Below are 26,479 nucleotides of genomic sequence, written 5' to 3'. Positions count from 1 at the left end.
ATTCGGAATCATGAATGTGCTTCATGATTTGGCTGAGGCCAGCTAGATTCATGGCTAGGTTCACCAATTGCCGAGTTTTCCCATGAATGAAAAGAATGCCGGGCCATCATTGGGGCGGATGGACCTCAATCTGTTCCGTACCTTCGAGGTGATCTATCGCGAGCGCAGTTTGACCCGGGCGGCGGCGGTCCTGCATGTCAGTCAGTCGGCAGTCAGTCATGCCCTGGCCCGGTTGCGCGAGCAGTTCGCTGACCCGTTGTTCGTGCGGCAAGGGCGGGGTGTCGTGCCGACGACGCTGGCAACACGGCTGGCGCCGGGCATCCTCGACAGCTTGGAGCGCCTGCAGCAAAGTGTCGGACGATTGCAGCAGTTCGACCCGGCCCGTGATCAGCGTATCTTTACCCTGAACCTGCCCGAGCAACTGGAGCCCGTGTTGTTGCCCAGTCTGCTGGTACATCTGCGCAAAGTGGCGCCGTATTGTCGGGTGCGTACTGCCGGGGTGCGCTGGAGTGAACTGGCTTTGGAACTGGCGGCTGGACGGGTCGATCTGGCGGTGCAGATTGCCCGGCCTACCGATGCCTTTCTGCGTCAGACCAAGCTGCTGGAAGAGCCGCTGTGTGTGGTGGCGGCGCCGGGTTTTTCGGGCGAGCTGAGTGCTGAGCGCTATCTGGCGGCGGAACACATTGCGGTGGCATCCTGGCGACGAGGGTTGAGCTTCGAGGATTTGGCGCTAGGGCATCTGGGGTTGGTACGCCAGGTGGTCCAGCGCTGCCAGAACTATCAGGCCGCCTGTCTGGTGGTCGCCCAAAGCGATCTGCTACTGACTATGTCGCGCCGGCACGCCGAGCTGGTTGGTCGGCCATTGGGCAACCAACTGCTGACATTGCCTTTGCCGTTGCCTTCGATTGGCCTGAATCTGTACTGGCATGAGCACGCCGAGCATGATCCGGCCAACCTTTGGCTGCGCCAGCAGGTCAGCCGGATTGCCGGTAGGCCCTAGAAAAGCTCCAGGGGCGCCATGCTGTCACTGACCGGATAGGCACCGCTATCCAGCTCGTCCCAAGGTGGCGGAGCGTCCTCTTCCTTGAACACTTCCAGAAATGCGCCATTGCTGCCCGGTCGGGCGGCTCGGCCAGTCAGCGGATCGATACGCACGCTGAGCACGCCTTGAGGAACTGGTTGGCTGTGTTCCGGCTTGCCGTCCAGTGCTGCCGCCATGAAGCGCATCCAGATCGGCAAGGCCGCAGTGCCACCGAATTCACGACGGCCAAGAGTGGACGGCTGGTCAAACCCGACCCAGACCGCTGAAGCGTAATCGCCGTTGTAGCCGGCAAACCAGGCGTCTTTCTGCTCGTTGGTGGTGCCGGTCTTGCCGGCCAGATCTGGTCGTTGCAAGGCGCGGGCGCGAGCGGCCGTACCGCGGGTGATCACGTCCTTGAGCATGCTGGTCAACAGGTAAGTAGTACGCGGGTCTACGGTCTGCTCGGCCAGCAACACAGTGTTCGGTTCTTCGACCAGAGCCAGGGGGGCGCTGGTGTAGCGTTGAATCCGCTCAAGATGAGCGGCCAGCGCCTCGGGAGTCACTACAGGCTTGGCAAAGTCGATGATCTGGCCGTGGCGATCCTCGATCCGCTCGATCAACCAGGGGTCGACCTTGTAGCCGCCATTGGCGATGACCGCATAACCTTGGGCGATCTGCAGCGGGGTCAGCTCCGGTGTACCAAGTGAGGCCGACAGATTGCGCGGCAGATCGGAGCGGGGGAAGCCGAAACGCTCAATGTAGGTCAGCGACTCATCGACGCCGATTTCCTGCATCAGGCGGATGGATACCAGGTTACGCGAGCGGTACAGCGCTTCACGCAAACGGATTGGGCCGAGGAAATCGCCCCCGGAGTTCTGTGGTCGCCAGACCGAGTTCATATAATCGTCGACGAACACCAGAGGGGCGTCATTGACGATAGTGGCCGGGGTGTAGCCATGATCCAGGGCGGCGCTGTAGAGGAACGGCTTGAAGCTGGAGCCGGGTTGGCGCCGGGCCTGGGTTGCGCGGTTGTAGTTACTTTGCAGGAACGAAAAGCCGCCGACCAGAGCCTGAATGCTGCCGTCTTGCGGTGACACCACCACCAATGCCGCTTGGGCGCTGGGTACCTGGCTCAGCCGATAGCCGCCATCTTCGTTGGCGATAACACGTATCACGTCGCCGGGTTTTAGTACGTCGGCAGGGCGGCGTGGGGTGGGGCCCATGCTGTTGGCGTTGAGATAGGGACGGGCCCAGCGCATGGCTTCCCAGGCAATGGTGCCGGTATTGCCATTGCGCAGGCGGATCTCGACCTGTTCTTCGTCAACCTGGGTCACCAAGGCTGGCAGCAGGCCGCCCAGCGCTCGATAGGGTGCCAGAATGGTCTGCCAGTTGGCTGGGTCTGCATCCGGGTGGCGGTCTTCCGGGCCGCGGTAGCCATGGCGTTGATCGTATTCGATCAAGCCTTCACGCAGGGCACGATTGGCATAGCTCTGCAGTTCGCTGGAAACGCTGGTGTAGACGTGGAAACCGTCGGTATAGGCTCGCTCGCCGTAGCGCTCAATCATTTCCAGGCGAGCCATCTCGGCAACGTAGGGTGCTTCCATTTCCGGGTTGGCGCCATGATTGCGCGCCCGAATCGGGCTAGTGACCGCTTCCTGATAGGCGACCTGATCAATGTGTCCGAGATTGAGCATGCGCTGCAAAATCCAGTCGCGGCGAATCTTGGCGCGCTCGGGGTTGATCAGTGGGTTGAAGCGTGACGGAGCCTTGGGCAGGCCGGCGATCATGGCCAGGTCAGCCAGCGGCAATTCATTGATGGATTTGCCGTAATAGACTTGGGCGGCAGCTTCTACCCCGTAGGCGCGGTTGCCCAGATAGATCTTGTTGATATAAAGCTCGAAGATTTCCTGCTTGCTGAGATTGCGTTCGATTTGCAGTGCCAACAGGATTTCATTGAGTTTACGGGAGAATACCCGCTCGCTGGTGAGGAAGTAGTTCTTCGCCACCTGCATGGTAATAGTGCTGCCACCAGTCTGAATCTGGCCGCTTTGAGCCAGTTCGGTGGCGGCGCGCAGCAGGCCTTTGGGATCGACGCCATGGTGGTTGAGGAAGTTGTCGTCCTCTGCGGCCAGCAGGGCGTTGATGAAATCGCTGGGGACCTGGTCGAAGTTGACCGGGAAACGACGCATCTCGCCGAATTCGGCTATCAATTTGTGATCTGTGCTATATATCCGCAAAGGAGTTTGCAATTCGAGCTCGCGGAGTGTTTCAACATCGGGAAGTGCGGGGCTAAGATACAGAGCTACCCCGCTCAGTCCCAGGATTGGGGCACTCAGCAAGGCGATCAGGGACCAGAATAAAAATTTCAGAAAGCGCATAAGAGGAATATTAAATTCCCTGATAGATGAAATGGTTAGCAATCGGGCTGGATGAGAACGGGTTAACAGTCTGCATTATAAGCGCATTTTTTTTGTTTACGCCATTTGCGCTTGTTAAAGGACTGTTATTTAATGTAGTAAAACATAAACCGTCCGTAAGTGTCGGATGCTGATAGGAAATTGGCTGTGCTAGGGCTCCTAAAAAAGAAAGCAAATACGCTGCTGGGCATAGACATCAGTTCCACAACCGTGAAGCTGTTGGAGCTCAGTCGTTCAGGTAACCGCTACAAGGTCGAGGCCTACGCGGTTGAGCCACTCCCTCCAGGGGCGGTGGTGGAGAAGAATATTGTTGAGCTGGATGGGGTGGGGCAGGCGCTGGAAAAGGTCCTGGCACGCTCGAAAAGTCCACTCAAGCAGGCGGCTGTGGCTGTCGCCGGCTCCGCCGTGATCACCAAGTCCATCGAGCTTGATGGCGGCCTTACTCCCGAAGAGATGGAAGAGCAGATCAAGCTCGAGGCCGACCAGTACATTCCTTATCCGCTGGATGAAGTGGCGATTGACTTCGAAGTTCAGGGGCCGGCGCCACGCAACCCCGATCGGGTTGAAGTGTTGCTGGCAGCCTGCCGACGGGAAAATGTCGATATTCGCGAGGCTGCGCTGGCACTGGGCGGGATGGCTGCCAAGGTGGTCGAGGTCGAAGCTTATGCTATGGAACGAGCCTGCGAGCTGGTCATCGACCAACTGGAGGGTGACCGGGATGATCTGACCATCGCAGTGATCGATATCGGCGCCACCATGATGACCCTCAGTGTTCTCAACAAGGGTCGCATCATATACACCCGCGAGCAGTTGTTCGGCGGCAAGCAACTTACCGACGAAATCCAGCGTCGCTATGGATTGTCGCTGGAAGAAGCCGGGTTGGCGAAAAAGCAGGGCGGACTACCTGACGACTATGAGAGCGAGGTTTTAGGTCCGTTCAAGGACGCTGTCGTGCAGCAGGTCTCTCGTTCGCTGCAGTTCTTCTTTGCCGGCGGTCAGTACAACGACGTCGACTATATCCTGCTGGCTGGCGGCACCGCCTCGATTCCCGGGCTCGATCAACTGATTCAGCAGAAGATCGGCACCACAACGCTGGTGGCTAACCCCTTTGCAAACATGACCCTCTCGAACAAGGTCAATGCCGTTGCCCTGAGCAATGATGCGCCTGCCTTGATGATTGCATGCGGTCTGGCGATGAGGAGTTTCGACTGATGGCGCGCATCAACCTGTTACCTTGGCGTGAAGAACTCAGGGAAGAACGCAAGAAGGAATTTCTTACCGTACTGGCGCTGATTGTGCTGTTTGCCGGTGCGCTGGTGTTCCTGGCCGACCGGCACTTCAACAGCCAGATTTCTCACCAGAATGCCCGCAACGAATTGCTGCGCCAGGAAATTCGTCTGCTTGAGGCGCGGATCCGCGAGATCGATCAGCTTCAGGCTCGGCGTACGCAATTGCTGGAGCGGATGAAAGTCATTCAGGACCTGCAGGGCAATCGACCGATCATCGTGCGTGTGTTTGATGAACTGACCCGCTCATTGCCGGACGGCGTTTACTTCACCTCGCTGGAGATGAAGGGCAGCACTATCAGCGTCAAGGGTGGGGCTGAATCCAATAGCCGGGTTTCCAACCTGATGCGCCAGATGGATGCCTCGGATTGGCTGGCTGCGCCGAACCTCACTGCGGTCCGGGCCGTTACTCAGGGTGCACTGGACCAGGCTAACGTGTTTGAGCTGTCGGTGCGGCAAACCGAACCTGCTACCAGTAGTGAAGAGGGAGGGCAGCCGCAATGAGTCTGGCCCAATCCATTGAAAGTTTGAAAAAGGTCGATATCAACGACCTTGACTTCAACAATATCGGTTCCTGGCCGGGAGCACTCAAAGTCATCGTCGGGGTCCTGCTGTTGGTGGTGTTGCTGTTCTTGGGCTACCACTTCCACCTTAAGGACTTGCAGGCCAGCCTTGAGCGGGCTGAAGCCCAGGAAACCACCTTGCGTCGGGATTTTGCCGACAAATCGTTCCGGGCCGCCAACTTGGAAGCCTATAAAGAGCAGCTCGAGGAGATCGAGGAGCGCTTCGGCGCGCTGCTCAAACAGTTGCCAAGCGATACCGAAGTGCCGGGCCTACTCGAAGATATCACCCAGATGGGGTTGAACAGCGGCCTGGAGTTTGAATCCATCACCCTGCAGCCGGAAGTCACCACGCAGTTCTATATCGAACTGCCGATTCGAATCGTGGTTCAGGGCAGCTATCACGATTTGGCGACCTTCGTCAGCAGTGTGGCGGGTCTGCCGCGGATCGTAACGCTGCACGATTTCACGATTGCGCCCTTGTCTGCCGGCAATCCAGATTTGCTGAAAATGGACATTCTGGCCAAGACCTATCGCTATAACGAAGCAGCCGAAGGGGGGCAGCAATGATCGTGCGCAAGCGTTTGTTCAGTGCGTTGCTGTTGACGCCGTTGCTGCTCAGTGGTTGCGGTAAGGGCGAGTTTTCCGATTTGCAAGCATTCATGGATGAGACCCGAGCCCGGCCGGCCGGCAGTATCGAGCCGCTGCCCAGGTTCAAACCGTACGAAGCTTTCACCTACAGCGCCTCTTCGCTGCGCAGCCCGTTCCAGCCTCCGATCAGGATTGATCTGAGTCAGCGCGAGCGTGGGTCCCAGGGGGTCAAACCGGATGAAAACCGGGTTCGCCAGTTCCTGGAAGGATTCAATATCGAAGGCTTCGAGATGGTCGGCACGCTGAGCAATCAGGGGGGGATGCAGGCGCTGATTCGTGGCGCCGGCAGTGTGCACCGGGTCAGAATTGGCGATTACCTTGGGCGTAACCATGGGCGGGTCGTCAGCATCGATGAAGGCCGTGTGGACGTGCTTGAAATAGTTCCGGACGGTGAAGGTGGTTGGTTGGAGCGGCCGCGAACCCTCAGCTTGGCTGGGCGCGGATAAATCAACCAGGGAGAGAGAACAACATGAACTGCCAACAGTCACGCGTGGATCGCAATACAATGCCTCTAACCAGGAAGTTTTCCCTCGCTGCAGTCCTAGCGCTGCTCAGTCCCCTGGCCTTGGCGGCCAACCTGCAGAACCTGGATGTTGCCGCATTGCCGGGTGATCGGGTCGAACTCAAACTGTCATTTGACGAGCCGCTGAGCGATGCTCCGCGTGGCTACACCATCGACCAGCCAGCCCGGATCGCTCTGGATCTGCCTGGAGTAAAAAACCAACTAGGGCAGCGCAGCCGGGAGCTCGGGCTGGGCAATGCTCGCAGCGTCAACGTAGTTGAGGCCAATGATCGCACCCGCCTGATCATCAATCTGACCAATCTGGTGCCGTACAACACTCGGATCGATGGCAACCACCTTTATGTGCTGGTCGGTGCGCAAAGTGCGCCAGGCTACAGTGCTGCTCCGGCCTCGACCGCCTCGGCTTCGGCCGCCAGTCCCAGTTGGCGTGACGCCGGCCAGCCGGCGGTCAGTGCTCCGGCTGCCGGTGGTCGGGCGATCACCAGTCTGGACTTTCAGCGTGGTGAGCAGGGCGAAGGTAATGTGATCATTGATCTGTCCGACGCCTCGATCCGGGTTGATGTTCAGGAGCAGGGCGGCCGGGTTCGTCTGAACTTCCCTGATACCCGCCTGCCTGACCCGCTGCGTGTTCGTCTGGATGTTAAGGACTTCGCAACGCCGGTGAATTTCATCAACGCCAGCAGCACCAGCTCCGGGGCCAGTATCAGCATTGAGCCGAGCGGCTACTACGAGCACCTGACCTATCAGGCCGACAATCGTCTGATCGTCAGCTTCAAGCCCCTGACTCGGGCCGAAGCCGATCAGCGCCGCGCCGATGCCTTTACCTACACCGGTGAAAAACTGTCGCTGAACTTCCAGGATATCGAAGTGCGCTCGGTGCTGCAGTTGATTGCCGATTTCACCGACCTCAATCTGGTGGCCAGTGACACCGTACAGGGCAGCATTACCCTGCGCCTGCAGAATGTGCCCTGGGATCAGGCTCTGGATCTGGTACTCAAGACCAAGGGGCTGGATCAGCGCCGAATTGGCAACGTGCTGCTGGTCGCGCCGGCAGATGAAATCGCCGCCCGTGAGCGTCAGGAACTGGAGTCTCAGCGCCAGATCGCGGAACTGGCTCCGCTGCGTCGTGAGCTGATTCAGGTCAACTATGCCAAGGCGGCCGATATCGCCAAGCTGTTCGCCTCGGTTACGGCTAATGACAGTGGTCAGCAGCGTGGTTCGATCACGGTGGATGACCGTACCAACAGCATCATTGCAATGGAAACCCAGGACAAGTTGGACGAGTTGCGCCGTATCGTTACCCAATTGGACATTCCGGTACGCCAGGTCATGATCGAGGCGCGGATTGTTGAGGCCAATGTCGGTTTCGACAAGGCGCTCGGGGTGCGCTGGGGTGGTAACGTCTGGATGGGTGACCGCTTCACAGTATTTGGCAAGGACGGCGAAAGCGGTGTGGATGATGACGAAGATGCTTCGACTGCACGATTCCAAGGGCGGCGGACGCTGCCTGTTAACACCCCGTTCGTCGATCTGGGTGTGCTGAACTCCACTTCCGGTATCGGTATCGGCTTCCTGACCAATAACGCGATCCTCGATCTGCAGTTGTCGGCGATGGAAAGTACCGGTAACGGTGAGGTCATTTCCCAGCCCAAGGTGGTAACCTCGGACAAGGAAACCGCCAAGATCCTCAAGGGTTCCGAAATTCCCTATCAGGAAGCCAGCTCCAGCGGTGCCACTACTACCGCCTTCGCTGAAGCCGTACTGTCGCTGGAGGTGACTCCGCAGATCACTCCCGACAATCAGGTAATCATGGACGTGGTGGTTACCAAGGACGAGCCGGACTTCACCAATACCGTTAATGGTGTTCCGACCATCCGCAAGAATGAGGTCAATGCCAAGATCCTGGTGGCCGATGGCGAAACCATCGTGATCGGCGGAGTATTTGCCAGTGAGACCCAGCGTGGTCAGGAGAAGGTACCGTTCCTGGGCGATCTGCCTGTGTTGGGCAGAATGTTCCGCCGCGACATTTCGATCGACAACAAGACCGAACTGTTGATCTTCCTGACACCGCGTATTATCAATAACGGGGCTATCTCACTTGCCAGGTAAGTTAATTGCGTAACGTGTTTCTGGTAGGCCCGATGGGAGCAGGGAAAAGCACCATCGGGCGTTTGCTTGCCAAAGAACTCAAATATCCCTTCAAGGATTCTGACCGGGAAATCGAGGCGCGCACCGGGGCAGACATTCCCTGGATTTTCGACGTGGAAGGCGAAGAGGGGTTTCGCCAGCGTGAAGAAGCCATGATTGCCGAACTGGTGTGCGAGCAGGGAATTGTGCTGGCCACCGGTGGCGGTGTGGTAATGCGTGAATCCAATCGTCGGGCCTTGGCCGAGCATGGTCTGGTGGTTTATCTGCGGACCAGTGTCGAGCAACAGTTGCAGCGTACCGCCAAGGATCGCCAGCGCCCGTTGTTGCAGACTGCTGACCCTGAGAAGGTGCTGCGCGAACTAATGGCCAGGCGCGATCCGCTGTATCGCGAGATCGCTGGGCTGACCATCGATACCGACCAGCGTGGCCCCAAGGCAGTGGTCAATACCATCGTTGCCCGACTGCTGGACGAGCAGGACGCGTGAGTTGGGGCGATCTGGTGCCTGGCTCGTGCGCTGGAACCGGGGACTGATGTATCCTTTCCGCAACTTTCCGGGAGAGGCTCCATGCACCGATTGACCGTAGATCTCGCTGACCGCAGTTATCCCATCTCGATTGGTAAGGGCTTGCTTGACCAGCTCGAGCAGTTTGCCCCCTATATCGCCGGGCGTCAGGTTTGCATCGTTACTGACGATACCGTGGCCCCACTGTATCTGGAGCGGTTGACCCGCACTCTGGACGGTTATCAGGTGTTGCCGGTGGTTCTGCCGACCGGCGAGGCTTACAAAAACTGGGCAACCCTGCAGCAGATTTTCGATGCCCTGCTGGCGGCCAGGCATGATCGGCGCACTACCCTGATCGCCTTGGGCGGCGGGGTGATTGGTGACATGACAGGGTTTGCCGCGGCCTGCTATCAGCGCGGGGTCGACTTCATTCAGGTGCCGACTACGCTGTTGTCGCAGGTTGACTCCTCCGTGGGAGGCAAGACAGGCATCAACCACCCGGCCGGCAAGAACATGATCGGTGCCTTCTATCAGCCCAAGGCGGTAGTGATCGATACCGATAGCCTGTCCACCTTGCCACAGCGTGAAGTCAGTGCCGGTCTGGCGGAAATCATCAAATACGGTCTGATCCGCGACATCGAATTCCTGGCCTGGCTTGAGGCGCACATGGTGGCACTGCGTGGGCTTGAGTCTGAGGCAATCACCCAGGCGATTGCCCGTTCCTGCGAGATCAAGGCTGAGGTGGTAGCTGCCGATGAGCGCGAAGGTGGTTTGCGCGCGATCCTCAATCTGGGCCACACCTTCGGCCATGCGATTGAGGCGCATCAGGGCTATGGGCAGTGGTTGCATGGAGAGGCAGTAGGCGCCGGTATGGTCATGGCGCTTGAGCTTTCCCGACGCCAGGGCTGGATCGATGCGGCTGACTTCCAGCGCGCAGTGACTCTGATTGCCGCTGCCGGCCTGCCGGTTCAGGCTCCCGCGCAAATGGCGGCGGAGGATTTTAGCCGGCTGATGGCGGTCGACAAGAAAGTTCTGGACGGCCAGTTGCGCCTGGTGTTGCTGCAGCGCCTGGGCGAGGCGGTGATAACCGCCGATTATGACAAGGATGCGCTGCTGGCGACGCTGTCAGCCGGCGCGAAATGACGGAGACCGAGGCGCACATGTCAGCTCTGACGGGTGTAGAAAGTTATCTCGAGCATTACCAGCTCAGCCATGATCCCTTTGCCGCCCGCACGCCGGGCTTCAAATTTTTTACCCCCAAGCGCAAGGAAGTGCTGGCCGAGTTACACCACCTGGCTCGTTATGCCAGCAACCTGTTGGTCATCACAGGGCCGCATGGTAGCGGCAAGACTTTGTTGCGCCAGGCGTTGGTCGCCAGTTGCAACAAGGATACGGTGCAGTGCGTGGTGATGTCTGCCCGTGAGCACTCGGGTGAGGCTCAGGTGCTGGCAAGCCTCTGCCAGGCCGCCGAGGCCGGATCGCAGGATATCCAGGCCTTGCTGGCCAGAGCGGAACAGTTGCATCAGGTCGGGATTCAGCTGTATCTGGTGGTCGATGATGCCGAGAAGCTTGACCAGCAAGCATTGCAGTTGCTGGCCGACCTGAGCCAGGTTGCCGGCAAGGCGGCGCCCCGGGTGTTTCTGTTCGCTGAGCCGGCGTTCGAAGAAGCGCTGGCCCGACTGGATACCGATGGAGAGCCGGACTGGGTGCGCCGCATCGAGTTGCTGCCCTATGAACTGGACGATACCCGGGATTATCTGGCACAGCGTCTGGAGGCAGCCGGTCAGGGTATAGAGCTGCTTGATGATAGGCAGGTCCTTTGGATCCATGAACATAGTGGCGGCTGGCCTGGAGCGATCAATCAGGCTGGGCGCCAGGCGATGATGGCGGCGATGGGCGATGAATTGGAGGTGCCGAGGGCGGCGCGCAAGGGGCTGGTGTTGCCGCTACGCTCACTGGTGGCCCTGGTGCTGGTAGGTTTGGGTGTGATGTTCGCCTGGTTCATGGGCGACCGGCCGCAGGAGCCTTCCCGTACCGTATTGCAGTTGCCTGACCCCGTGGTTGAGGTGGAGGCGCGCCCGACCCCGTCTCCGCAGCCAGCCCTGGTTGCGCCGGTGGAAATAGATCCCGTGGCCGAGCCGCTTGCGTCTGCACCTGAACCTGCGCCTGCACCTGTAGTGGCCGAGCCAGAGATTGCGCCGCCTGCTGAACCGGTTGCGGAGCCTGAGCCGATTGCAGCGCCGACCCCGGCGCCCCCGCCAGTGACCACTGCGTCTGCTCCTGCCGCCGCACCAGTACCGTCTTCTGAGACTGCTGTTGGTGGCGCGCATACTGCTGCCTGGTATCGTCAGCGCCAGGGCAGTGAGTATGTGCTGCAGTTGCTGGGTACGCGCTCACGTCAGGCAGCGCTGGATTTCGTTGCGGCCCAGCGTGGTGTCAGTGATCTGGGCTACTTCGAGACGCGTCACGAAGGGCAGCCCTGGTTCGTGGTAACCCAGGGGGTCTATCCAGGACGCCAGCAGGCCCAGCAGGCAGTTAATGGCTTGCCGGAGGCTGTGCGCCGACAAAACCCCTGGCCCAGGAGTATTGCCAGCATTCAGCAATCGTTGCAGTAATCACTTCGGCCGGGGCCTGTCTCACAGGCCCCGGCCAGACCCTTGAAGGGTCGAAATAACGACCAGCCACCGAAAAAGCTTTCCTATTTACGACATTTGGATATGCTTTTGCGGCAGAAAGTGCCGAAAAAAAATTGTGGCGGTACCTGCCCCTGTGTAAAATGACTGCCCTTTTGTCCCGCGCCTGACCAGTTTTTTTTCTGTTCTGGTTTATGCAAGCGCTTGAAATTAATAGATTTTCTGAGAGTGTGCCTATGAAAGCAGGTTTGTATCAGCCTGATCAGTTCAAGGATAACTGTGGCTTTGGCCTGATAGCCCACATGGAAGGCCAGCCCAGTCATCACTTGCTGCAGACGGCTATTGAAGCCCTGACATGCATGACGCACCGCGGTGGCATCAATGCCGACGGCAAGACCGGTGACGGTTGTGGTCTGCTGATTCAGAAACCTGACCAGTTCCTGCGCGCCGTAGCCCAGGAGACCCTGGGTGTGGCACTGCCCGAGCAATATGCGGTGGGCATGATCTTCATGGGCGCGGATGATGCTAGTACGCAAGCCGCGCACCAGGCGTTCGAGGTCGCGTTGGCTGATCAAGGCCTCAGCCTGTTGGGGTGGCGCCCGGTGCCGGTGGACGAGAACGTCCTTGGCCCGCTGGCTCTGAGCTGCATGCCGCGTATCGAGCAGCTGTTCATCTCTGGTGAAGGTCTGGACGAGCAGCAACTCGGCATCAAGCTGTTCTATGCCCGGCGCAAGGCTGAAATCGCCATGCAGGGCGATGACAACTTCTATGTCTGCAGCCTGTCGCACAAGGTCATTTCCTATAAAGGTCTGATGATGCCGGCAGATCTGGCCAGCTTCTTCCCCGACCTGGCCGATGCTCGCATGGAAACCGCGATCAGCGTGTTCCATCAGCGCTTCTCGACCAACACCCTGCCGAAGTGGCCGCTGGCTCAGCCGTTCCGCCTGCTGGCGCACAATGGCGAGATCAACACCATCACGGCCAACCGCAACTGGGCCCATGCCCGGCGCAACAAGTTCTGCAACGAACTGCTGCCGGACCTGGATCAACTGGCTCCGCTGGTCAACGTTACCGGGTCCGACTCCTCCAGCATGGACAACATGCTTGAGCTGCTGATCACTGGCGGCATGGACCTGTTCCGCGCCATCCGCATGGTAGTGCCGCCGGCCTGGCAGAACGTCGAGACCATGGACGCCGACTTGCGCGCGTTCTACGAATTCAACTCCATGCATATGGAGGCCTGGGACGGCCCGGCCGGTATCGTATTGACCGAAGGTCGCTACGCCGTCTGTCTGCTCGACCGCAATGGCCTGCGCCCGGCACGTTACGTGGTGACCAAGAATGGCTACATCACTCTGGCTTCGGAAATCGGTGTCTGGGATTACCAGCCCGAGGACGTGATCAGCAAGGGCCGGGTTGGCCCGGGCCAGATCCTGGCAGTCGATACCCAGACTGGCGAAGTGCTGCACACTGACGAGGTGGCCAACCGTCTGAAGTCGCGTCACCCATACCGCAAGTGGCTGAAGGAGAATGCTCTGCGCATCCAGGCTACCTTGGATGACCGCGACCATGGTTCGGACTTCCTCGACGACGCGCGTCTGCAGCAATACATGAAGATGTTCCAGGTCACCTTCGAAGAACGTGATCAGGTCCTGCGTCCGCTTGGCGAGAATGGTCAGGAAGCAGTTGGTTCTATGGGTGACGACACGCCGATGGCGGTGTTGTCTGGCCGTGTACGTTCGGTCTACGACTACTTTCGCCAGCAGTTCGCTCAGGTTACCAACCCGGCGATCGACCCGCTGCGTGAATCCATTGTCATGTCGCTGGAGACCTGCCTGGGTGCCGAGCGCAATGTGTTCGAAGAGACCGCCGATCACGCCAACCGGGCGATTCTCAGCTCGCCGGTGATCTCGCCGGCCAAGTGGCGCACTATCCTTACCCTGCAGCGCCCCGGCTTCGCCCACCAGATCATTGCCCTGAACCGCCCTGAAGGTCAGTCGCTGGACGAGGCGGTACGCGCCATCGCCGCCGAGGCCGAAGCGGCTGTGCGTGAAGGCAAAACCCTGCTGGTGCTCAGCGACCGGGCCATTGAGCCGGGCAAGCTGCCGGTGCATGCGGCGCTGGCTGTCGGCGCGGTACACCACCACCTGGTCGACAAGGGCCTGCGCTGCGACGCCAACATCCTGGTTGAAACTGCCACTGCCCGTGACCCGCATCACTACGCCGTGTTGCTGGGCTTTGGCGCCACGGCGGTCTACCCCTACCTGGCCTATGAAGTGCTGGGTGACCTGATCCGTACCGGCGAAGTCATCGGCGACCTGTACGAGGTGTTCAAGAGCTATCGCAAGGGCATCTCCAAGGGTCTGATGAAGATTCTCTCGAAGATGGGGATCTCGACCATTGCCTCTTACCGCGGGGCGCAGTTGTTCGAGGCTGTGGGTCTGGCCGATGAAGTGGTCGACACCTGCTTCAAAGGAGTTGCCAGCCGCATCCAGGGTGCCCGCTTCTGCGATCTGCAGGACGAGCAGAGCCTGCTCGCCCGTGAAGCTTGGAATCCGCGTAAGCCGATTCAGCAGGGTGGCCTGCTCAAGTTCGTATTCGGTGGCGAATACCATGCCTACAACCCGGACGTCGTGCGTGCGTTGCAGGACGCCGTTCAGGGCGACAGCTATGACAAGTATCAGGAATATGCCGCGCTGGTTAACAGCCGCCCGGTAGCCGCGCTGCGCGACCTGCTCAAGCTGCGCGACGATCAGCAGTCGATTGCGCTGGATGAGGTCGAGCCGTTGGAGTCGATCTTCAAGCGCTTCGACTCGGCCGGCATCTCGCTGGGTGCACTGTCGCCGGAGGCCCACGAGGCCATTGCCGAGGCGATGAACCGCCTGGGTGCGCGCTCCAACTCCGGTGAGGGCGGTGAAGATCCGGCCCGCTATGGCACCGAGCGCACTTCGAAGATCAAGCAGATCGCGTCCGGCCGTTTTGGCGTCACCCCGGAATACCTGGTCAATGCTGAGGTGCTGCAGATCAAGGTCGCCCAGGGCGCCAAGCCCGGTGAGGGCGGCCAGCTGCCGGGTGGCAAGGTCAATGAACTGATCGCCCGCCTGCGTTACTCGGTGCCCGGCGTCACCCTGATTTCGCCGCCGCCGCACCATGACATCTACTCAATCGAAGATCTGGCTCAGCTGATCTTCGATCTCAAGCAGGTCAACCCGCAGGCCCTGGTCTCGGTCAAGCTGGTCTCCGAGCCCGGTGTCGGCACTATCGCCGCCGGGGTCGCCAAGGCCTATGCCGACCTGATCACCATCTCCGGTTACGACGGTGGTACTGGCGCCTCGCCGCTGACCTCGATCCGCTATGCTGGCTCACCCTGGGAGCTGGGCCTGTCTGAAGCTCACCAGACCCTGCGCGGCAACGACCTGCGCGGCAAGGTCCGGGTACAGACCGACGGTGGTTTGAAAACTGGCCTGGACGTGATCAAGGCAGCGATTCTCGGCGCCGAGAGCTTCGGCTTCGGTACCGCTCCGATGATCGCCTTGGGCTGCAAGTACCTGCGCATTTGTCACCTGAACAACTGTGCGACCGGTGTTGCCACCCAGAACAAGCATCTGCGTGACAACCACTACATCGGTACTGTGGAAATGGTGATGAACTTCTTCACCTATGTCGCCATGGAAACCCGTGAGTGGCTGGCCAAGCTGGGCGTACGTAGCCTGCAGGACCTGATCGGGCGTACCGATCTGCTGGAAATCCTGCCCGGCAACACGGGCAAACAGCAGAATCTGGACCTGCGTCCGCTGCTCGGCAGCGATCTGGTGCCGGCCGACAAGCCGCAGTACTGCGAATCGCTGCGCAACCCGCCGTTCGACAAGGGCGAAACCGCCGAGAAGATGGTCGCCATGGCCCGCGCTGCTATCGACGGACGTACCGGTGGCGAGTACCAACTGACGCTGACCAACTGCGACCGTTCGATCGGCGCCCGGGTCTCCGGCGAGATTGCCAAGGTTCATGGCAACCAGGGTATGGTCAGCGCACCTATCACCTTCCGCATGACCGGTACCGCTGGTCAGAGCTTCGGGGTGTGGAACGCCGGTGGTCTGCAGATGTATCTGGAAGGCGATGCCAACGACTACGTCGGCAAAGGGATGACCGGCGGCAAGCTGGTCATCGTCCCGCCCAAGGGTAGTCCGTTCCGCTCCGAGGAAACCTCGATCATCGGCAACACCTGTCTGTACGGCGCGACCGGCGGCAAGCTGTTCGCCGCGGGTGTGGCTGGCGAACGTTTCGCCGTGCGCAACTCCGGCGCCCATGCGGTGATCGAAGGTGCCGGCGACCACTGCTGTGAATACATGACTGGCGGTATGGTCTGTGTGCTTGGCAGTACCGGCTACAACTTCGGTGCCGGTATGACCGGTGGTTTCGCCTATGTGCTGGATCGCGACAACAGCTTCTTCGACAAGCTCAACCACGAACTGGTCGAACTGCACCGGATCAGCAACGAAGCGATGGAGGCCTATCGCAGCCATCTGACTCAGGTGCTGACCGAGTATGTCGCCGAAACCGGCAGCGCCTGGGGCGCGGAAGTATTGGATAACCTGGATGACTACATTCGCCGGTTCTGGTTGGTCAAGCCCAAGGCAGCAAGCCTGCGTGCGCTGCTGACCAGCACTCGCGCCAATCCGCAATAAGACGAGCGTCCAGCGGCGGGCCTGCGGGCCCGCCAGCCACCGTGATTGACCTGCCATCCGCTGCGGCGGGTGGCTGCAAAGAGGTTTAGATATGGCTGACCGTTTGAGCAACGACTTCCAGTTCATTGAAGTGGGTCGCAAGGATCCGAAGAAGCGCCCACTGCGTGCGCGCAAGACCCAGTTCGTGGAAATCCATGAGCAGTTCAAGCCGGAAGAGGCCTCCGACCAGGCTCACCGCTGCCTGGAGTGTGGCAACCCGTACTGTGAATGGAAGTGCCCGGTGCACAACTTCATTCCCAACTGGCTGAAGCTGGTGTCCGAGGGCAACATCCTCGAAGCCGCCGAGCTGTCGCATCAGACCAATACCCTGCCGGAAGTCTGTGGCCGGGTCTGCCCGCAGGATCGCCTGTGCGAAGGTGCCTGTACTCTCAATGACGGCTTTGGTGCCGTGACCATTGGCTCGGTCGAGAAGTACATCACCGACACCGCCTTTGCCATGGGCTGGCGTCCGGACATGTCGCAGGTGGTCAAGACTGACAAGCGCGTGGCCATCATTGGTGCCGGTCCGGCTGGGCTGGGCTGTGCCGATGTGCTGGTGCGTGCCGGGGTCTCGCCGGTAGTGTTTGACCGCAACCCGGAAATCGGTGGCCTGCTGACCTTTGGCATCCCCGAGTTCAAGCTGGAAAAGCAGGTCATGTCGCGCCGCCGTGAAGTGTTCGAAGGCATGGGCATCGAGTTTCGTCTGAACACCGAAGTCGGCAAGGACGTGACCATGGATCAGCTGCTTGAGCAGTTTGATGCGGTATTCATGGGTATGGGCACCTACACCTACATGAAGGGTGGCTTCCCTGGCGAGGATCTGCCGGGTGTTTACGATGCGCTGGATTTTCTGATTGCCAACGTCAACCGCAACCTCGGCTTCGAGAAGTCGGCGGATGATTTCATCGACATGCAGGGCAAGAAGGTCGTAGTGCTGGGTGGTGGTGATACCGCGATGGACTGCAACCGGACCTCGATCCGTCAGGGCGCCAAGGCGGTTACCTGTGCCTACCGGCGTGACGAAGAGAACATGCCGGGCTCGCGCAAGGAAGTGAAGAATGCCAAGGACGAGGGCGTCAAGTTCCTGTTCAACCGCCAGCCGATCGCCATCGTTGGTGAAGACAAGGTGGAAGGCGTCAAGGTAGTGGAAACCCGCCTTGGTGAGCCGGATGCCCGTGGCCGTCGCAGCCCGGAGCCGATTCCCGGTTCCGAGGAAGTGTTGCCGGCCGATGCGGTTATCATTGCCTTCGGTTTCCGTCCCAGCCCGGCGCCCTGGTTCGAGCAGTTCCAGATCGAGACCGACAGCCAGGGCCGCGTTGTAGCCCCGGAGCAGGCCCGCTACAAGTTCCAGACCAGCAACCCGAAGGTGTTTGCCGGTGGCGATATGGTGCGCGGTTCCGATCTGGTGGTAACGGCGATCTGGGAAGGCCGCCAGGCCGCCGAGGGGATTCTCGAATACCTCGAGCTCTGATCGCTGAGCGATCCTGGAAGGGCGCCTGATGGCGCCCTTTTTGTTTGTTTGGGCGAGAGTTGCGTTGGGTGGTGGCGGGGCTTGGCCTGGTCGAGACACGCTACAAGCCTTCCCTGGGGCAGTACGGCTAGATGCACAAAGGCGCAGAATCGGATCCACAAAGCTCGCCAAGCCTGAGGCGTGGCAGTTCGCCGCACCAGGCCTGATCTTTGCAGTCAAATCCCGGTACAATGGCCGCTGATTCCGCAACTGGACACAGATCCCATGACCGAACTCAAGAATGATCGCTTTCTGCGCGCCCTGCAGCGCCAACCCGTGGACGTGACCCCGGTCTGGATGATGCGGCAGGCTGGACGCTATCTGCCCGAGTATCGTGCATCGCGCGCTCGTGCTGGCGACTTCATGGGGCTGTGCACCAATCCCGAGATGGCCTGCGAAGTCACCCTACAGCCGCTTGAGCGCTACCCGCTGGACGCTGCGATCCTGTTCTCCGACATTCTCACCATTCCCGACGCCATGGGCCTGGGGCTGTACTTCGAGACTGGCGAGGGTCCGCGCTTTCGCAAGCGTATCGACAGCGTCGCCGATATTGCCGCGCTGCCGATTCCCGACCCCGAAAAGGATCTGGGCTATGTGATGAATGCCGTGCGCACCATCCGCCGTGAACTCAATGGGCGGGTACCGCTGATCGGCTTTTCCGGCAGCCCCTGGACTCTGGCCACCTACATGGTCGAGGGTGGCTCGTCGAAGGATTTCCGTAAGACCAAGGCCATGCTCTACAACGAGCCGGAAGCCATGCACCAGTTGCTCGGCAAGCTGGCCGATGCGGTGACCAGTTACCTCAATGGTCAGATCCTGGCTGGCGCCCAGGCGGTACAGATCTTCGATACCTGGGGTGGCAATCTGTCGGCCGATGCCTACCAGAAGTTCTCGTTGGCCTATATGCGCAAGATCGTATCCGGACTGATTCGTGAGCACGATGGTCGCAAGGTGCCGGTGATTCTGTTTACCAAGAATGGCGGTCTGTGGCTGGAAAGTATTGCCGAGTCCGGCGCCGACGCGCTGGGCCTGGACTGGACCATGGATATCGGCGTGGCCCGTTCGCGGGTTGGTGCCAAGGTAGCCTTGCAGGGCAACATGGACCCGGCGGTGCTGTACGCCAGTCCGGATGCTATCCGCGCCGAAGTCGGGCGGATTCTGGCCAGTTACGGCAAGGGCAGTGGCCATGTTTTCAACCTCGGCCACGGGATTACTCCCGAGGTCGACCCAGCCCACGCCGGGGCCTTTATCGAGGCGGTACACGAATTGTCAGCGAAATATCATGATCCCTCTGCCATAGTGGTCTGAGGTTAGGCGCGGGTTGCAAGGAGAGACGGCTATGCGGCGAGTGGTATTCAATCAGAAGGGCGGGGTGGGCAAGTCGAGTATTGCCTGCAATCTGGCGGCCGTGAGTGCGGCGGCCGGCTACAAGACCCTGGTGGTCGATCTCGACCCGCAGGCCAATTCCAGTCATTACCTACTGGGTGATGGGCTGGCCAATGTGGATCATACCTTGGCCGATTTCTTTGCCGAGACTTTGTCAGCCAGCCTGTTCAGCAAGAAGGCTGAGCAGTTCGTCAGTGAAACGCCGTTCGAGAACCTCTGGTTGATGCCGGCCAGCGCCGAGCTGGCCGAGCTGCAGCACAAGCTGGAGTCACGCTACAAGATCCAGAAGCTGCGCAAGCTGCTCAAGGATCTCAAGGGCAGCTATGAGCGGATCTACATTGATACCGCTCCGGCTTTCAACTTCTACACCATTTCGGCTCTGATTGCGGCCGATCGTTGCCTGATTCCCTTCGACTGTGATGCCTTCTCGCGTCAGGCCCTGTATGGCCTGCTCCGCGAACTGGAGGACATTCGCGAGGAGCACAACGACGAGCTGGAAGTGGAAGGTATCGTGGTCAACCAGTTTCAGCCGCGGGCGACCCTGCCTCAGCAGATGATCGACGAACTGGTCGCCGAAGGGTTGCCGGTACTGCCGGTACATCTGCCCAGTTCCGTGCGTATGCGTGAATCACACCAGGCCAGCACGCCGCTGATCTTTCTCGATGGGCGGCACAAGCTGACCCAGCAATTTATCAATTTGCACGATCATCTGGAAAGCCGCTGAGTCTACTCAGCGGGCCACCAGCACATCGCAGGGCGGTTGGCGCAGCAGCTCCACCGCCAGGCTTCCAAGCAACGCGTCGCCAAGGCCGCTACGGCTATGCCCGCCCAGAGCGATAAAGTCTGGTTGCAGCAACGCGACCGCTTTCTGCAAGGTGTCCAGAACCCCACCTGACTCGATCAGCAGCTCGACCTGGGGCCGGGCAATACCCAGCATATCCAGGGTGCTCATCTCATCTTCAAGCAGATAGCTCAGGGTTTCGCGCTGCTCTTCGTGGAAGCGGTCCCGGGCGGCCTGGCCGGCCAGCCGCAGGCCGAGCGGAGGTTGGCAGATATGCAGGGCGTGCAGTTGGCCACCCTGCAGTAGCTTGGCGGCGGCCCTGAGCGCGGCACTGGCGCAGGCGGAAAAGTCTAGCGCCATCAGTGCCTGACGATAGTCACCGCTTTCTCGGGCAACCAGCAGTACCGGTGCGGCGGCCAAGCGACTGACCCGCTCCAGGTTGGTGCCGATAAACAGTTCAGGCTGGGTCTGGTGGTGCTGGCCCATGACGATCAGTTGCGCGTCCTGCTCGGCGGCGACCCGCAGAATCGTATCGGTGATCCGCCCGGGCAGAACCTGCAGTTCAATCTGTAATGGCTGGCCGGCCTGACACAGAGTGACCTGCGCGCCCAGCAAGTCGCGCGCCTGCTGGCACAGTTGGTCACGGGCCATCAGCGGCAACTGATCGTCGACCGTGTGCAGAACCGTGAGCGGTACCTGTAGCCGCTGAGCCAGTTGGCAGGCCCGCTTGAGGGCGAGCTCGGCATTGGCACTGAGGTCGCTGGCAATCAGAATTGGTGACATCACTGTCCTCCTGAGCGGATAAATTTGCCTCACTATGCGCCGCTTTTGCGGCAGGAATATTGATACAGGGCAAGTGCATGGTGTCAGTCTGCGTGGCATGCTGGACTACACACCCAGCAACCAGTGAAAGGAAGCCTAACAATGAAGCTTGAAACTCTGGCGATTCATGCCGGTTACAGCCCTGACCCCACCACCAAGGCGGTCGCCGTCCCTATTTTTCAGACCACTTCCTATGCCTTCGACAACACCCAGCATGGCGCAGATCTGTTCGATCTCAAGGTTCCGGGCAATATTTATTCGCGGATCATGAACCCGACCAACGACGTACTGGAACAACGCATCACCGCGCTGGAGGGGGGCGTTGGCGCATTGGCGGTAGCTTCCGGGATGGCGGCAATCACCTATGCGATTCAGACGCTGGCCGAGGTGGGCGACAATATCGTCTCAGTAGCCAAGCTTTATGGCGGTACCTACAACCTGTTTGCCCATACCTTGCCGCGGCAGGGCATAGAAGTGCGTTTTGCCGCTCATAATGATATTGCCGCCCTGGAAAGCCTGATCGATGAGCGGACCAAGGCGGTGTTCTGCGAGTCGATCGGCAACCCGGCGGGCAACATTATCGATCTGCAGGCGCTGGCCGATGCCGCCCACCGCCATGGCGTGCCGCTGATCGTCGACAACACCGTAGCCTCACCGGTGCTGTGCCGGCCGTTCGAGCATGGCGCCGATATTGTGGTGCACTCGTTGACCAAATACATTGGCGGCCACGGCACCAGCATCGGCGGGATTGTGGTTGATGGCGGTAAATTTCCCTGGGCGACCAATGCCGAGCGTTTCCCGCTGCTCAATACCCCGGATCCGTCCTACCACGGGGTGACCTATACCGAGGCATTTGGGCCGGCAGCCTTTATTGGCCGCTGCCGGGTGGTACCACTGCGCAACATGGGCGCGGCGCTGTCACCGTTCAACGCTTTTTTGATTCTGCAGGGCTTGGAAACCCTGGCGCTGCGCATGGAGCGTCATTGTCAGAACGCCCAGCGGGTGGCCGAATTTCTCAAGGGGCATCCGCAGGTCAGTTGGGTGCAGTACGCCGGGTTGCCGGATCATCCTGAACATGCGCTGGCGCAGCGCTATCTGGGCGGAACGCCGGCCTCCATCTTGTCGTTCGGTATCAAGGGGGGGCAGGAGGCCGGTGCACGGTTTATCGATGCGCTGCAACTGATCGTGCGGCTGGTGAATATCGGTGATGCCAAGTCACTGGCCTGCCACCCGGCCACCACCACTCACCGTCAGCTCAATGACGAAGAGTTGAAAAAGGCCGGGGTCAGTCGCGATATGGTGCGGTTGTCGATCGGGATTGAGCATATCGACGATATTCTCGCTGATCTTGAACAGGCGCTAGGCGCGGCCCAAAGCTGAGTCTGAGCCCATTGTTCCCGGCTATCAGGCCGGGAACAGAGGCCAGATCAGTGGGATTACCAGGGTGGCGGTGGCCCACATGATCAGGTTGAGCGGTACGCCGATGCGCAGGAAGTCGCTGAAGCGGTAGCCACCGGCACTGTAGACGAAGGTGTTGGTCTGATAGCCGATCGGGGTGGCGAAGCTGGCGCTGGCGGCAAACATTACCGCGACCACGAACGGACGGGGATCGGCGCCCAGTTGCTGGGCCACGCCGATGGCGATGGGCGTCAGCAGTACCGCCACCGCATTGTTGCTGACCAGTTCGGTCAACACCGAAGTCAGCAGGTAGATGAACGACAGCATGAACAGCGGCCCAAGCAGCGGCGACAGGCCCATGACCTGGCCAACGATACCGTCGACCAGGCCAACCTTGTTCATCGCGATACTGAACGCCAGCATGCCGAAGATGATGGTCAGGATCCGCCAGTCGATCGACTTGTAGGCATCCTCGGTGTCCAGACAGCCGGTGGCCACCACCACGGCGGCGGCGATCATCGCCAGGCCTTCGATGGGCATCACCTTGAGCGCTGCCAGCAGCATCACCGCAACAATCGCGGCAATCGCAATCGGTGCCTTGTCGCGCCGATAGGCGCGTTCCTGCACGGTGTTGAGGCTGATCAGCTCGCCATTGTCGGCGAATTTCTTGATTTGCGCCGGGGTGCCTTCGACCAGCATCACATCGCCGAACTGCAGCTGAAAATCGTCGAGGTTGTCCTCGATGTTTTCGTTGTGGCGGTGGATCGCCAGTACGTGGATGCCATAGCGGGCAGTCAGGTTGAGGTCTCGCATTGGCCGGTGGCTATAGCGTGAGTTGCGCCCGACAATCGCTTCGGCCAGGATCACATCGCGGGTCGAAATGGTCTCGAAATCGGCGATCTGCTCACGGTTGAAGGCCAGCACGCCGCTCTGACGCAACTCGACGAAGTTGCGCATGTTGGCGTGCAGCACCAGCCGGTCGCCGGCGCTGAGCACCGTAGTATTGACCGGAGTGGTCAGTTCTTCATCGCCACGGAAAATCTTCAGCACCTGAATGCCGCTGTTGCCGTTGAGGCTGGCGTCGGCGATGGTCTTGCCGATTACCGACGAATCATGCGGCACCAGCAGTTCGGTCATGAATGGCCGGCTCTGGTCCGGGCGCAACTGCTTGGACAGGCTCTCGCGAGCCGGCAGCAGGCGCTGGCCGACCAGCAGGATAAAGGTTATGCCGATCACCGCCATGATCAGCCCCGGTAGGGTGATTTCAAACATGCCGAACGGCTCCAGGCCGTTGGCCCTTGCCACGCCATCAACCAGAATGTTGGTCGAGGTGCCGATCATGGTCATAGTGCCGCCGAGAATGGTGGCGTAGGACAACGGGATCAGCATCTTCGACGGCTTGGTGCCGACCTGGGTGGCCAGGGCAATGGCCACCGGGGTCAGAATGGCGACCACCGGAGTGTTGTTGATGAAGGTCGACAGCAGCCCGGCGGTTAGCATCAGGCTGAACAGGGTGCGCCAGGGGCTGCCGCCACCCATCCGTGACAACCAGTTGCCGAGTGACTCGACACAGCCGGTGCGTTCCAGTGCTGCTGACAGGATGAACAGACAGGCAATGGTGATCGGTGCGCTGTTGGACAACACGCCAAGGACCTCGGCCGGGGTCAGCAGCTGACTGACCAGCAGCACCGCCACGGCAATGCCGACTACCACGTCGGGGCTGAACTTCTCCCGGGCGAAGGCGTAGAACACCCAGCCCAGCAGGGCGGCGACGCCGATCATTGGCAAGGAGTCCCAGCTCATTGGCAACCTGAATCTCGTGTGAGGTATCGGCCCCGGACAAAGGAGCCAGCAATGGGCGCCAGATTAAACAGGCCGCTTAGTCTTGTCCAAGTCCAAAAACTGATTTTTATATGCTTTATTGGAATATATAAGCATTGGTTACATTTCGCCCCGTGTTCGCGGGCCCGGCTGCATCGGCCATACCCTATAGTCAAGATAAGGATTGTCGGTCATGGCGCCTGCCTTATGGGCTTGTATCAGGGCTTTTAATCGGGAGTCTTGGCGCTTGACCCTGCCGGATGCCTGGTCGTAGTGTTCAAACGCTTGTATGAATCTAGGGTGGCGGGTATGGTCCGCGCCGCCTGTTGGGAGACCTGAAAATGCCTGAATATAAAGCCCCTTTGCGTGACATGCGCTTCGTCATGGACGAAGTGTTCGACTTTGCTGCCGGTTATGAAGCCTTTGGTCTGGACGAGGTGTCGCCGGATCTGGTTGGTGCGATTCTTGAGGAAGGCGCCAAGTTTGCTGGTGAAGTGCTGGCGCCCCTGAATCGGACTGGCGATGAGGAAGGTTGTCACATCGACAATGGCGTGGTGACTACGCCCAAGGGCTTCAAGGAAGCCTATCAGCAGTACGTCGACAACGGCTGGGGTTCGATGACCGGGCCGACCGAGTATGGCGGCCAGGGCCTGCCGGCTTCACTGGGTCTGGTGATTAACGAGATGGTCGCCTCGGCCAACTATGCCTGGAGCATGTATCCGGGTCTGTCGCATGGCTGCGCCGCGGCGATTCGCGCGCATGGTACTCAGGAGCAGAAAGACCTGTACCTGAGCAAGCTGACCCCCGGCACCTGGACCGGCACCATGTGCCTGACCGAGCCGCACTGCGGTACCGACCTGGGGTTGATCAAGACCCGCGCGGTCCCCCAGGCCGATGGCTCTTACAAGATCACCGGTACCAAAATCTTCATTTCCTGTGGCGAGCATGATATGGCCGAGAACATCGTCCATCTGGTACTGGCCAAGTTGCCAGACGCGCCAGCCGGGACCAAAGGCATCTCGCTGTTCATCGTGCCCAAGTTCCTGCCCGACGCCAATGGCGAGAGCGGTGAGCGCAACAGCCTGGTCTGTGGTTCGATCGAGCACAAGATGGGGATCAAGGCGTCGGCGACCTGCGTGATGAACTTCGACGATGCCACCGGTTTCCTGATCGGCGACATCAACAAGGGCCTGAACTGCATGTTCACCATGATGAACCATGCGCGTCTGGGTACCGGTATGCAGGGTCTGTGTCATGGTGAAGCGTCCTATCAGAGCGCTGTCACCTATGCCAAGGATCGTCTGCAGATGCGTTCGCTGTCTGGTCCGGCTGCGCCGGAGAAGCCCGCTGACCCGATCATCGTACACCCCGATGTACGGCGCATGCTGCTAACCATGAAGGCCTTCAACGAAGGCAATCGGGCGCTGGCTTATTACACCGCACAGTTGCTGGACAAGGCTCACTATTCCAAGGACGAGGCTGAACGTGCCGATGCCGAAAGCCAGTTGGCGTTCCTGACGCCGATCTGCAAGGCGTTCATGACCGAGACCGGCCTGGAAGCCACCATCCTCGGCCAGCAGGTGTTCGGCGGGCATGGCTACATTCGCGAATGGGGTCAGGAGCAGCAGGTGCGTGATTGCCGCATTGCCGGCATCTATGAAGGCACCAACGGTATCCAGGCGCTGGACCTGCTGGGTCGCAAGGTGCTCGGCAGTCAGGGCAAGCTGCTGATGGCCTTCACCAAACAGGTGCACAAGTTCTGTCAGGCCAATGAAGGTCACGCCACGCTGGGCGGTTACGTCAAACAGCTCAACGGGCTGAATGCCCAATGGGGTGAACTGACCACCAAGATCGGCATGAAGGCCATGCAGAATCGCGAAGAAGTCGGTGCGGCTTCGATGGACTTCCTGATGTTCTCAGGTTACGTTACCCTGGCGTTCTTCTGGCTGAAGATGGCTGTGGCGGCTCAGCAGCAACTGGATGCCGGCAGCACCGAAGCGGCCTTCTATGAAGCCAAGCTGGTGACCCAGGAGTTCTACTTCAAGCGTCTGCTGCCGCGCGCATCGGCCCATAAAGAGGCTCTGGAGGCCGGTGCCGATTCGCTGATGAAGCTGAGCGCCGAGCAGTTCTAAGCCCAGGCGCATAATCTGCGCGCAAGCTCATGCGGTAATGCACAACCCCGGGCCTTGGTTCGGGGTTGTGCGTTTCTGGCACAGAGCTGCTCAGGATATAGCTGTGATGGATTTTGAGACAGAAGCGATTTTTATATGACCAGAAAAAGCAAAAAAGTCATAT

The 26,479-nt window shown here is 59.8% G+C and carries 18 protein-coding genes; 15 read left to right on the top strand and 3 right to left on the bottom strand.

Annotated features, from left to right (window positions below):
- The first annotated feature begins 82 nt into the window (after positions 1-82).
- Complete coding sequence (locus C2846_RS04865; protein ID WP_119700825.1) at positions 83-1,000, top strand: LysR family transcriptional regulator; 918 nt, start codon at positions 83-85, stop codon at positions 998-1,000.
- Here the strand turns inward: C2846_RS04865 and C2846_RS04860 are convergent.
- Positions 997-3,399 (bottom strand): penicillin-binding protein 1A, encoded by a 2,403-nt coding sequence (locus tag C2846_RS04860; RefSeq protein WP_080049312.1) that lies wholly within the window; start codon positions 3,397-3,399, stop codon positions 997-999. The two genes, C2846_RS04865 and C2846_RS04860, sit on opposite strands and share 4 nt — an antisense overlap.
- A 186-nt stretch (positions 3,400-3,585) precedes the next feature.
- Here C2846_RS04860 and C2846_RS04855 point away from each other — a divergent pair, with 186 nt between their 5' ends.
- From C2846_RS04855 to C2846_RS04800, 12 genes are all read left to right on the top strand, one after another.
- Positions 3,586-4,650: a pilus assembly protein PilM gene (locus C2846_RS04855; RefSeq protein WP_080049313.1), complete on the top strand. Its 1,065-nt coding sequence runs from the start codon at positions 3,586-3,588 to the stop codon at positions 4,648-4,650.
- Complete coding sequence (locus tag C2846_RS04850) at positions 4,650-5,228, top strand: PilN domain-containing protein (protein ID WP_095624739.1); 579 nt, start codon at positions 4,650-4,652, stop codon at positions 5,226-5,228. The genes C2846_RS04855 and C2846_RS04850 overlap by 1 nt, the downstream gene beginning before the upstream one ends.
- The gene (locus C2846_RS04845) at positions 5,225-5,854 is read left to right on the top strand and encodes a type IV pilus inner membrane component PilO (RefSeq protein WP_119700824.1); all 630 of its coding nucleotides are present in this window, start codon (positions 5,225-5,227) and stop codon (positions 5,852-5,854) included. Before C2846_RS04850 ends, C2846_RS04845 begins: the two co-directional genes overlap by 4 nt.
- Before the next feature lie 2 nt (positions 5,855-5,856).
- On the top strand, positions 5,857-6,381 hold the full coding sequence (locus tag C2846_RS04840) for a pilus assembly protein PilP (RefSeq protein ID WP_080051647.1): 525 nt from the start codon (positions 5,857-5,859) through the stop codon (positions 6,379-6,381).
- A 59-nt stretch (positions 6,382-6,440) separates the two neighbouring features.
- Positions 6,441-8,567 (top strand): type IV pilus secretin PilQ, encoded by a 2,127-nt coding sequence (locus tag C2846_RS04835; protein WP_119700851.1) that lies wholly within the window; start codon positions 6,441-6,443, stop codon positions 8,565-8,567.
- A gap of 5 nt (positions 8,568-8,572) precedes the next feature.
- Positions 8,573-9,091: a shikimate kinase AroK gene (aroK, locus tag C2846_RS04830; RefSeq protein ID WP_119700823.1), complete on the top strand. Its 519-nt coding sequence runs from the start codon at positions 8,573-8,575 to the stop codon at positions 9,089-9,091.
- Positions 9,092-9,172: 81 nt separating this feature from the next.
- Positions 9,173-10,252: a 3-dehydroquinate synthase gene (gene aroB / locus C2846_RS04825; protein ID WP_119700822.1), complete on the top strand. Its 1,080-nt coding sequence runs from the start codon at positions 9,173-9,175 to the stop codon at positions 10,250-10,252.
- Positions 10,253-10,269: 17 nt separating this feature from the next.
- Positions 10,270-11,724 carry an AAA family ATPase gene (locus C2846_RS04820; protein ID WP_165443766.1) on the top strand — a complete coding sequence of 485 codons (1,455 nt, stop codon included), beginning with the start codon at positions 10,270-10,272 and terminating at the stop codon, positions 11,722-11,724.
- A gap of 254 nt (positions 11,725-11,978) precedes the next feature.
- Positions 11,979-16,427 carry a glutamate synthase large subunit gene (gltB, locus tag C2846_RS04815; protein WP_119700821.1) on the top strand — a complete coding sequence of 1,483 codons (4,449 nt, stop codon included), beginning with the start codon at positions 11,979-11,981 and terminating at the stop codon, positions 16,425-16,427.
- Between the two features lie 91 nt (positions 16,428-16,518).
- Positions 16,519-17,937, top strand: coding sequence for an FAD-dependent oxidoreductase (locus C2846_RS04810; RefSeq protein WP_080049320.1), 1,419 nt, complete (start codon positions 16,519-16,521; stop codon positions 17,935-17,937).
- A 264-nt stretch (positions 17,938-18,201) separates the two neighbouring features.
- Positions 18,202-19,284, top strand: coding sequence for a uroporphyrinogen decarboxylase (gene hemE / locus C2846_RS04805; RefSeq protein WP_119700820.1), 1,083 nt, complete (start codon positions 18,202-18,204; stop codon positions 19,282-19,284).
- A gap of 31 nt (positions 19,285-19,315) precedes the next feature.
- Positions 19,316-20,086 carry a ParA family protein gene (locus C2846_RS04800; protein WP_095624746.1) on the top strand — a complete coding sequence of 257 codons (771 nt, stop codon included), beginning with the start codon at positions 19,316-19,318 and terminating at the stop codon, positions 20,084-20,086.
- Between the two features lie 6 nt (positions 20,087-20,092).
- On the opposite strand, the gene C2846_RS04795 is transcribed toward C2846_RS04800, so the two are convergent.
- The gene (locus tag C2846_RS04795; RefSeq protein ID WP_165443765.1) at positions 20,093-20,926 is read right to left on the bottom strand and encodes a universal stress protein; all 834 of its coding nucleotides are present in this window, start codon (positions 20,924-20,926) and stop codon (positions 20,093-20,095) included.
- 141 nt (positions 20,927-21,067) lie between these two features.
- On the opposite strand from C2846_RS04795, the gene C2846_RS04790 reads away from it, so the two are divergent.
- Positions 21,068-22,345, top strand: coding sequence for a bifunctional O-acetylhomoserine aminocarboxypropyltransferase/cysteine synthase (locus tag C2846_RS04790; protein ID WP_080049324.1), 1,278 nt, complete (start codon positions 21,068-21,070; stop codon positions 22,343-22,345).
- A gap of 24 nt (positions 22,346-22,369) precedes the next feature.
- Here the strand turns inward: C2846_RS04790 and C2846_RS04785 are convergent, their stop codons facing one another.
- Positions 22,370-24,166 carry an SLC13 family permease gene (locus C2846_RS04785; protein ID WP_080049325.1) on the bottom strand — a complete coding sequence of 599 codons (1,797 nt, stop codon included), beginning with the start codon at positions 24,164-24,166 and terminating at the stop codon, positions 22,370-22,372.
- Between the two features lie 359 nt (positions 24,167-24,525).
- Between C2846_RS04785 and C2846_RS04775 the strand changes: the two genes are divergently transcribed.
- Complete coding sequence (locus tag C2846_RS04775; RefSeq protein ID WP_119700819.1) at positions 24,526-26,316, top strand: acyl-CoA dehydrogenase C-terminal domain-containing protein; 1,791 nt, start codon at positions 24,526-24,528, stop codon at positions 26,314-26,316.
- Positions 26,317-26,479 lie beyond the last annotated feature (163 nt).

Origin of the sequence: Pseudomonas jilinensis (genome assembly GCF_003586265.1) — a bacterium.
Taxonomy (GTDB): domain Bacteria; phylum Pseudomonadota; class Gammaproteobacteria; order Pseudomonadales; family Pseudomonadaceae; genus Halopseudomonas; species Halopseudomonas phragmitis.
This window is presented reverse-complemented; position numbering and strand designations above follow the sequence as displayed.

Bases quoted from the DNA above. Each gene is read 5' to 3' on its own strand.
- C2846_RS04835 (WP_119700851.1), top strand. From the start codon at position 6,441: ATGCCTCTAACCAGGAAGTTTTCCCTCGCTGCAGTCCTAGCGCTGCTC.
- C2846_RS04865 (WP_119700825.1), top strand. From the start codon at position 83: ATGAATGAAAAGAATGCCGGGCCATCATTGGGGCGGATGGACCTCAAT.
- hemE (WP_119700820.1), top strand. From the start codon at position 18,202: ATGACCGAACTCAAGAATGATCGCTTTCTGCGCGCCCTGCAGCGCCAA.
- C2846_RS04795 (WP_165443765.1), bottom strand. From the start codon at position 20,926: ATGTCACCAATTCTGATTGCCAGCGACCTCAGTGCCAATGCCGAGCTC.
- C2846_RS04775 (WP_119700819.1), top strand. From the start codon at position 24,526: ATGCCTGAATATAAAGCCCCTTTGCGTGACATGCGCTTCGTCATGGAC.
- C2846_RS04810 (WP_080049320.1), top strand. From the start codon at position 16,519: ATGGCTGACCGTTTGAGCAACGACTTCCAGTTCATTGAAGTGGGTCGC.
- C2846_RS04820 (WP_165443766.1), top strand. From the start codon at position 10,270: ATGTCAGCTCTGACGGGTGTAGAAAGTTATCTCGAGCATTACCAGCTC.
- C2846_RS04845 (WP_119700824.1), top strand. From the start codon at position 5,225: ATGAGTCTGGCCCAATCCATTGAAAGTTTGAAAAAGGTCGATATCAAC.
- C2846_RS04785 (WP_080049325.1), bottom strand. From the start codon at position 24,166: ATGAGCTGGGACTCCTTGCCAATGATCGGCGTCGCCGCCCTGCTGGGC.
- C2846_RS04850 (WP_095624739.1), top strand. From the start codon at position 4,650: ATGGCGCGCATCAACCTGTTACCTTGGCGTGAAGAACTCAGGGAAGAA.
- aroB (WP_119700822.1), top strand. From the start codon at position 9,173: ATGCACCGATTGACCGTAGATCTCGCTGACCGCAGTTATCCCATCTCG.
- C2846_RS04860 (WP_080049312.1), bottom strand. From the start codon at position 3,399: ATGCGCTTTCTGAAATTTTTATTCTGGTCCCTGATCGCCTTGCTGAGT.
- C2846_RS04790 (WP_080049324.1), top strand. From the start codon at position 21,068: ATGAAGCTTGAAACTCTGGCGATTCATGCCGGTTACAGCCCTGACCCC.
- gltB (WP_119700821.1), top strand. From the start codon at position 11,979: ATGAAAGCAGGTTTGTATCAGCCTGATCAGTTCAAGGATAACTGTGGC.
- C2846_RS04800 (WP_095624746.1), top strand. From the start codon at position 19,316: ATGCGGCGAGTGGTATTCAATCAGAAGGGCGGGGTGGGCAAGTCGAGT.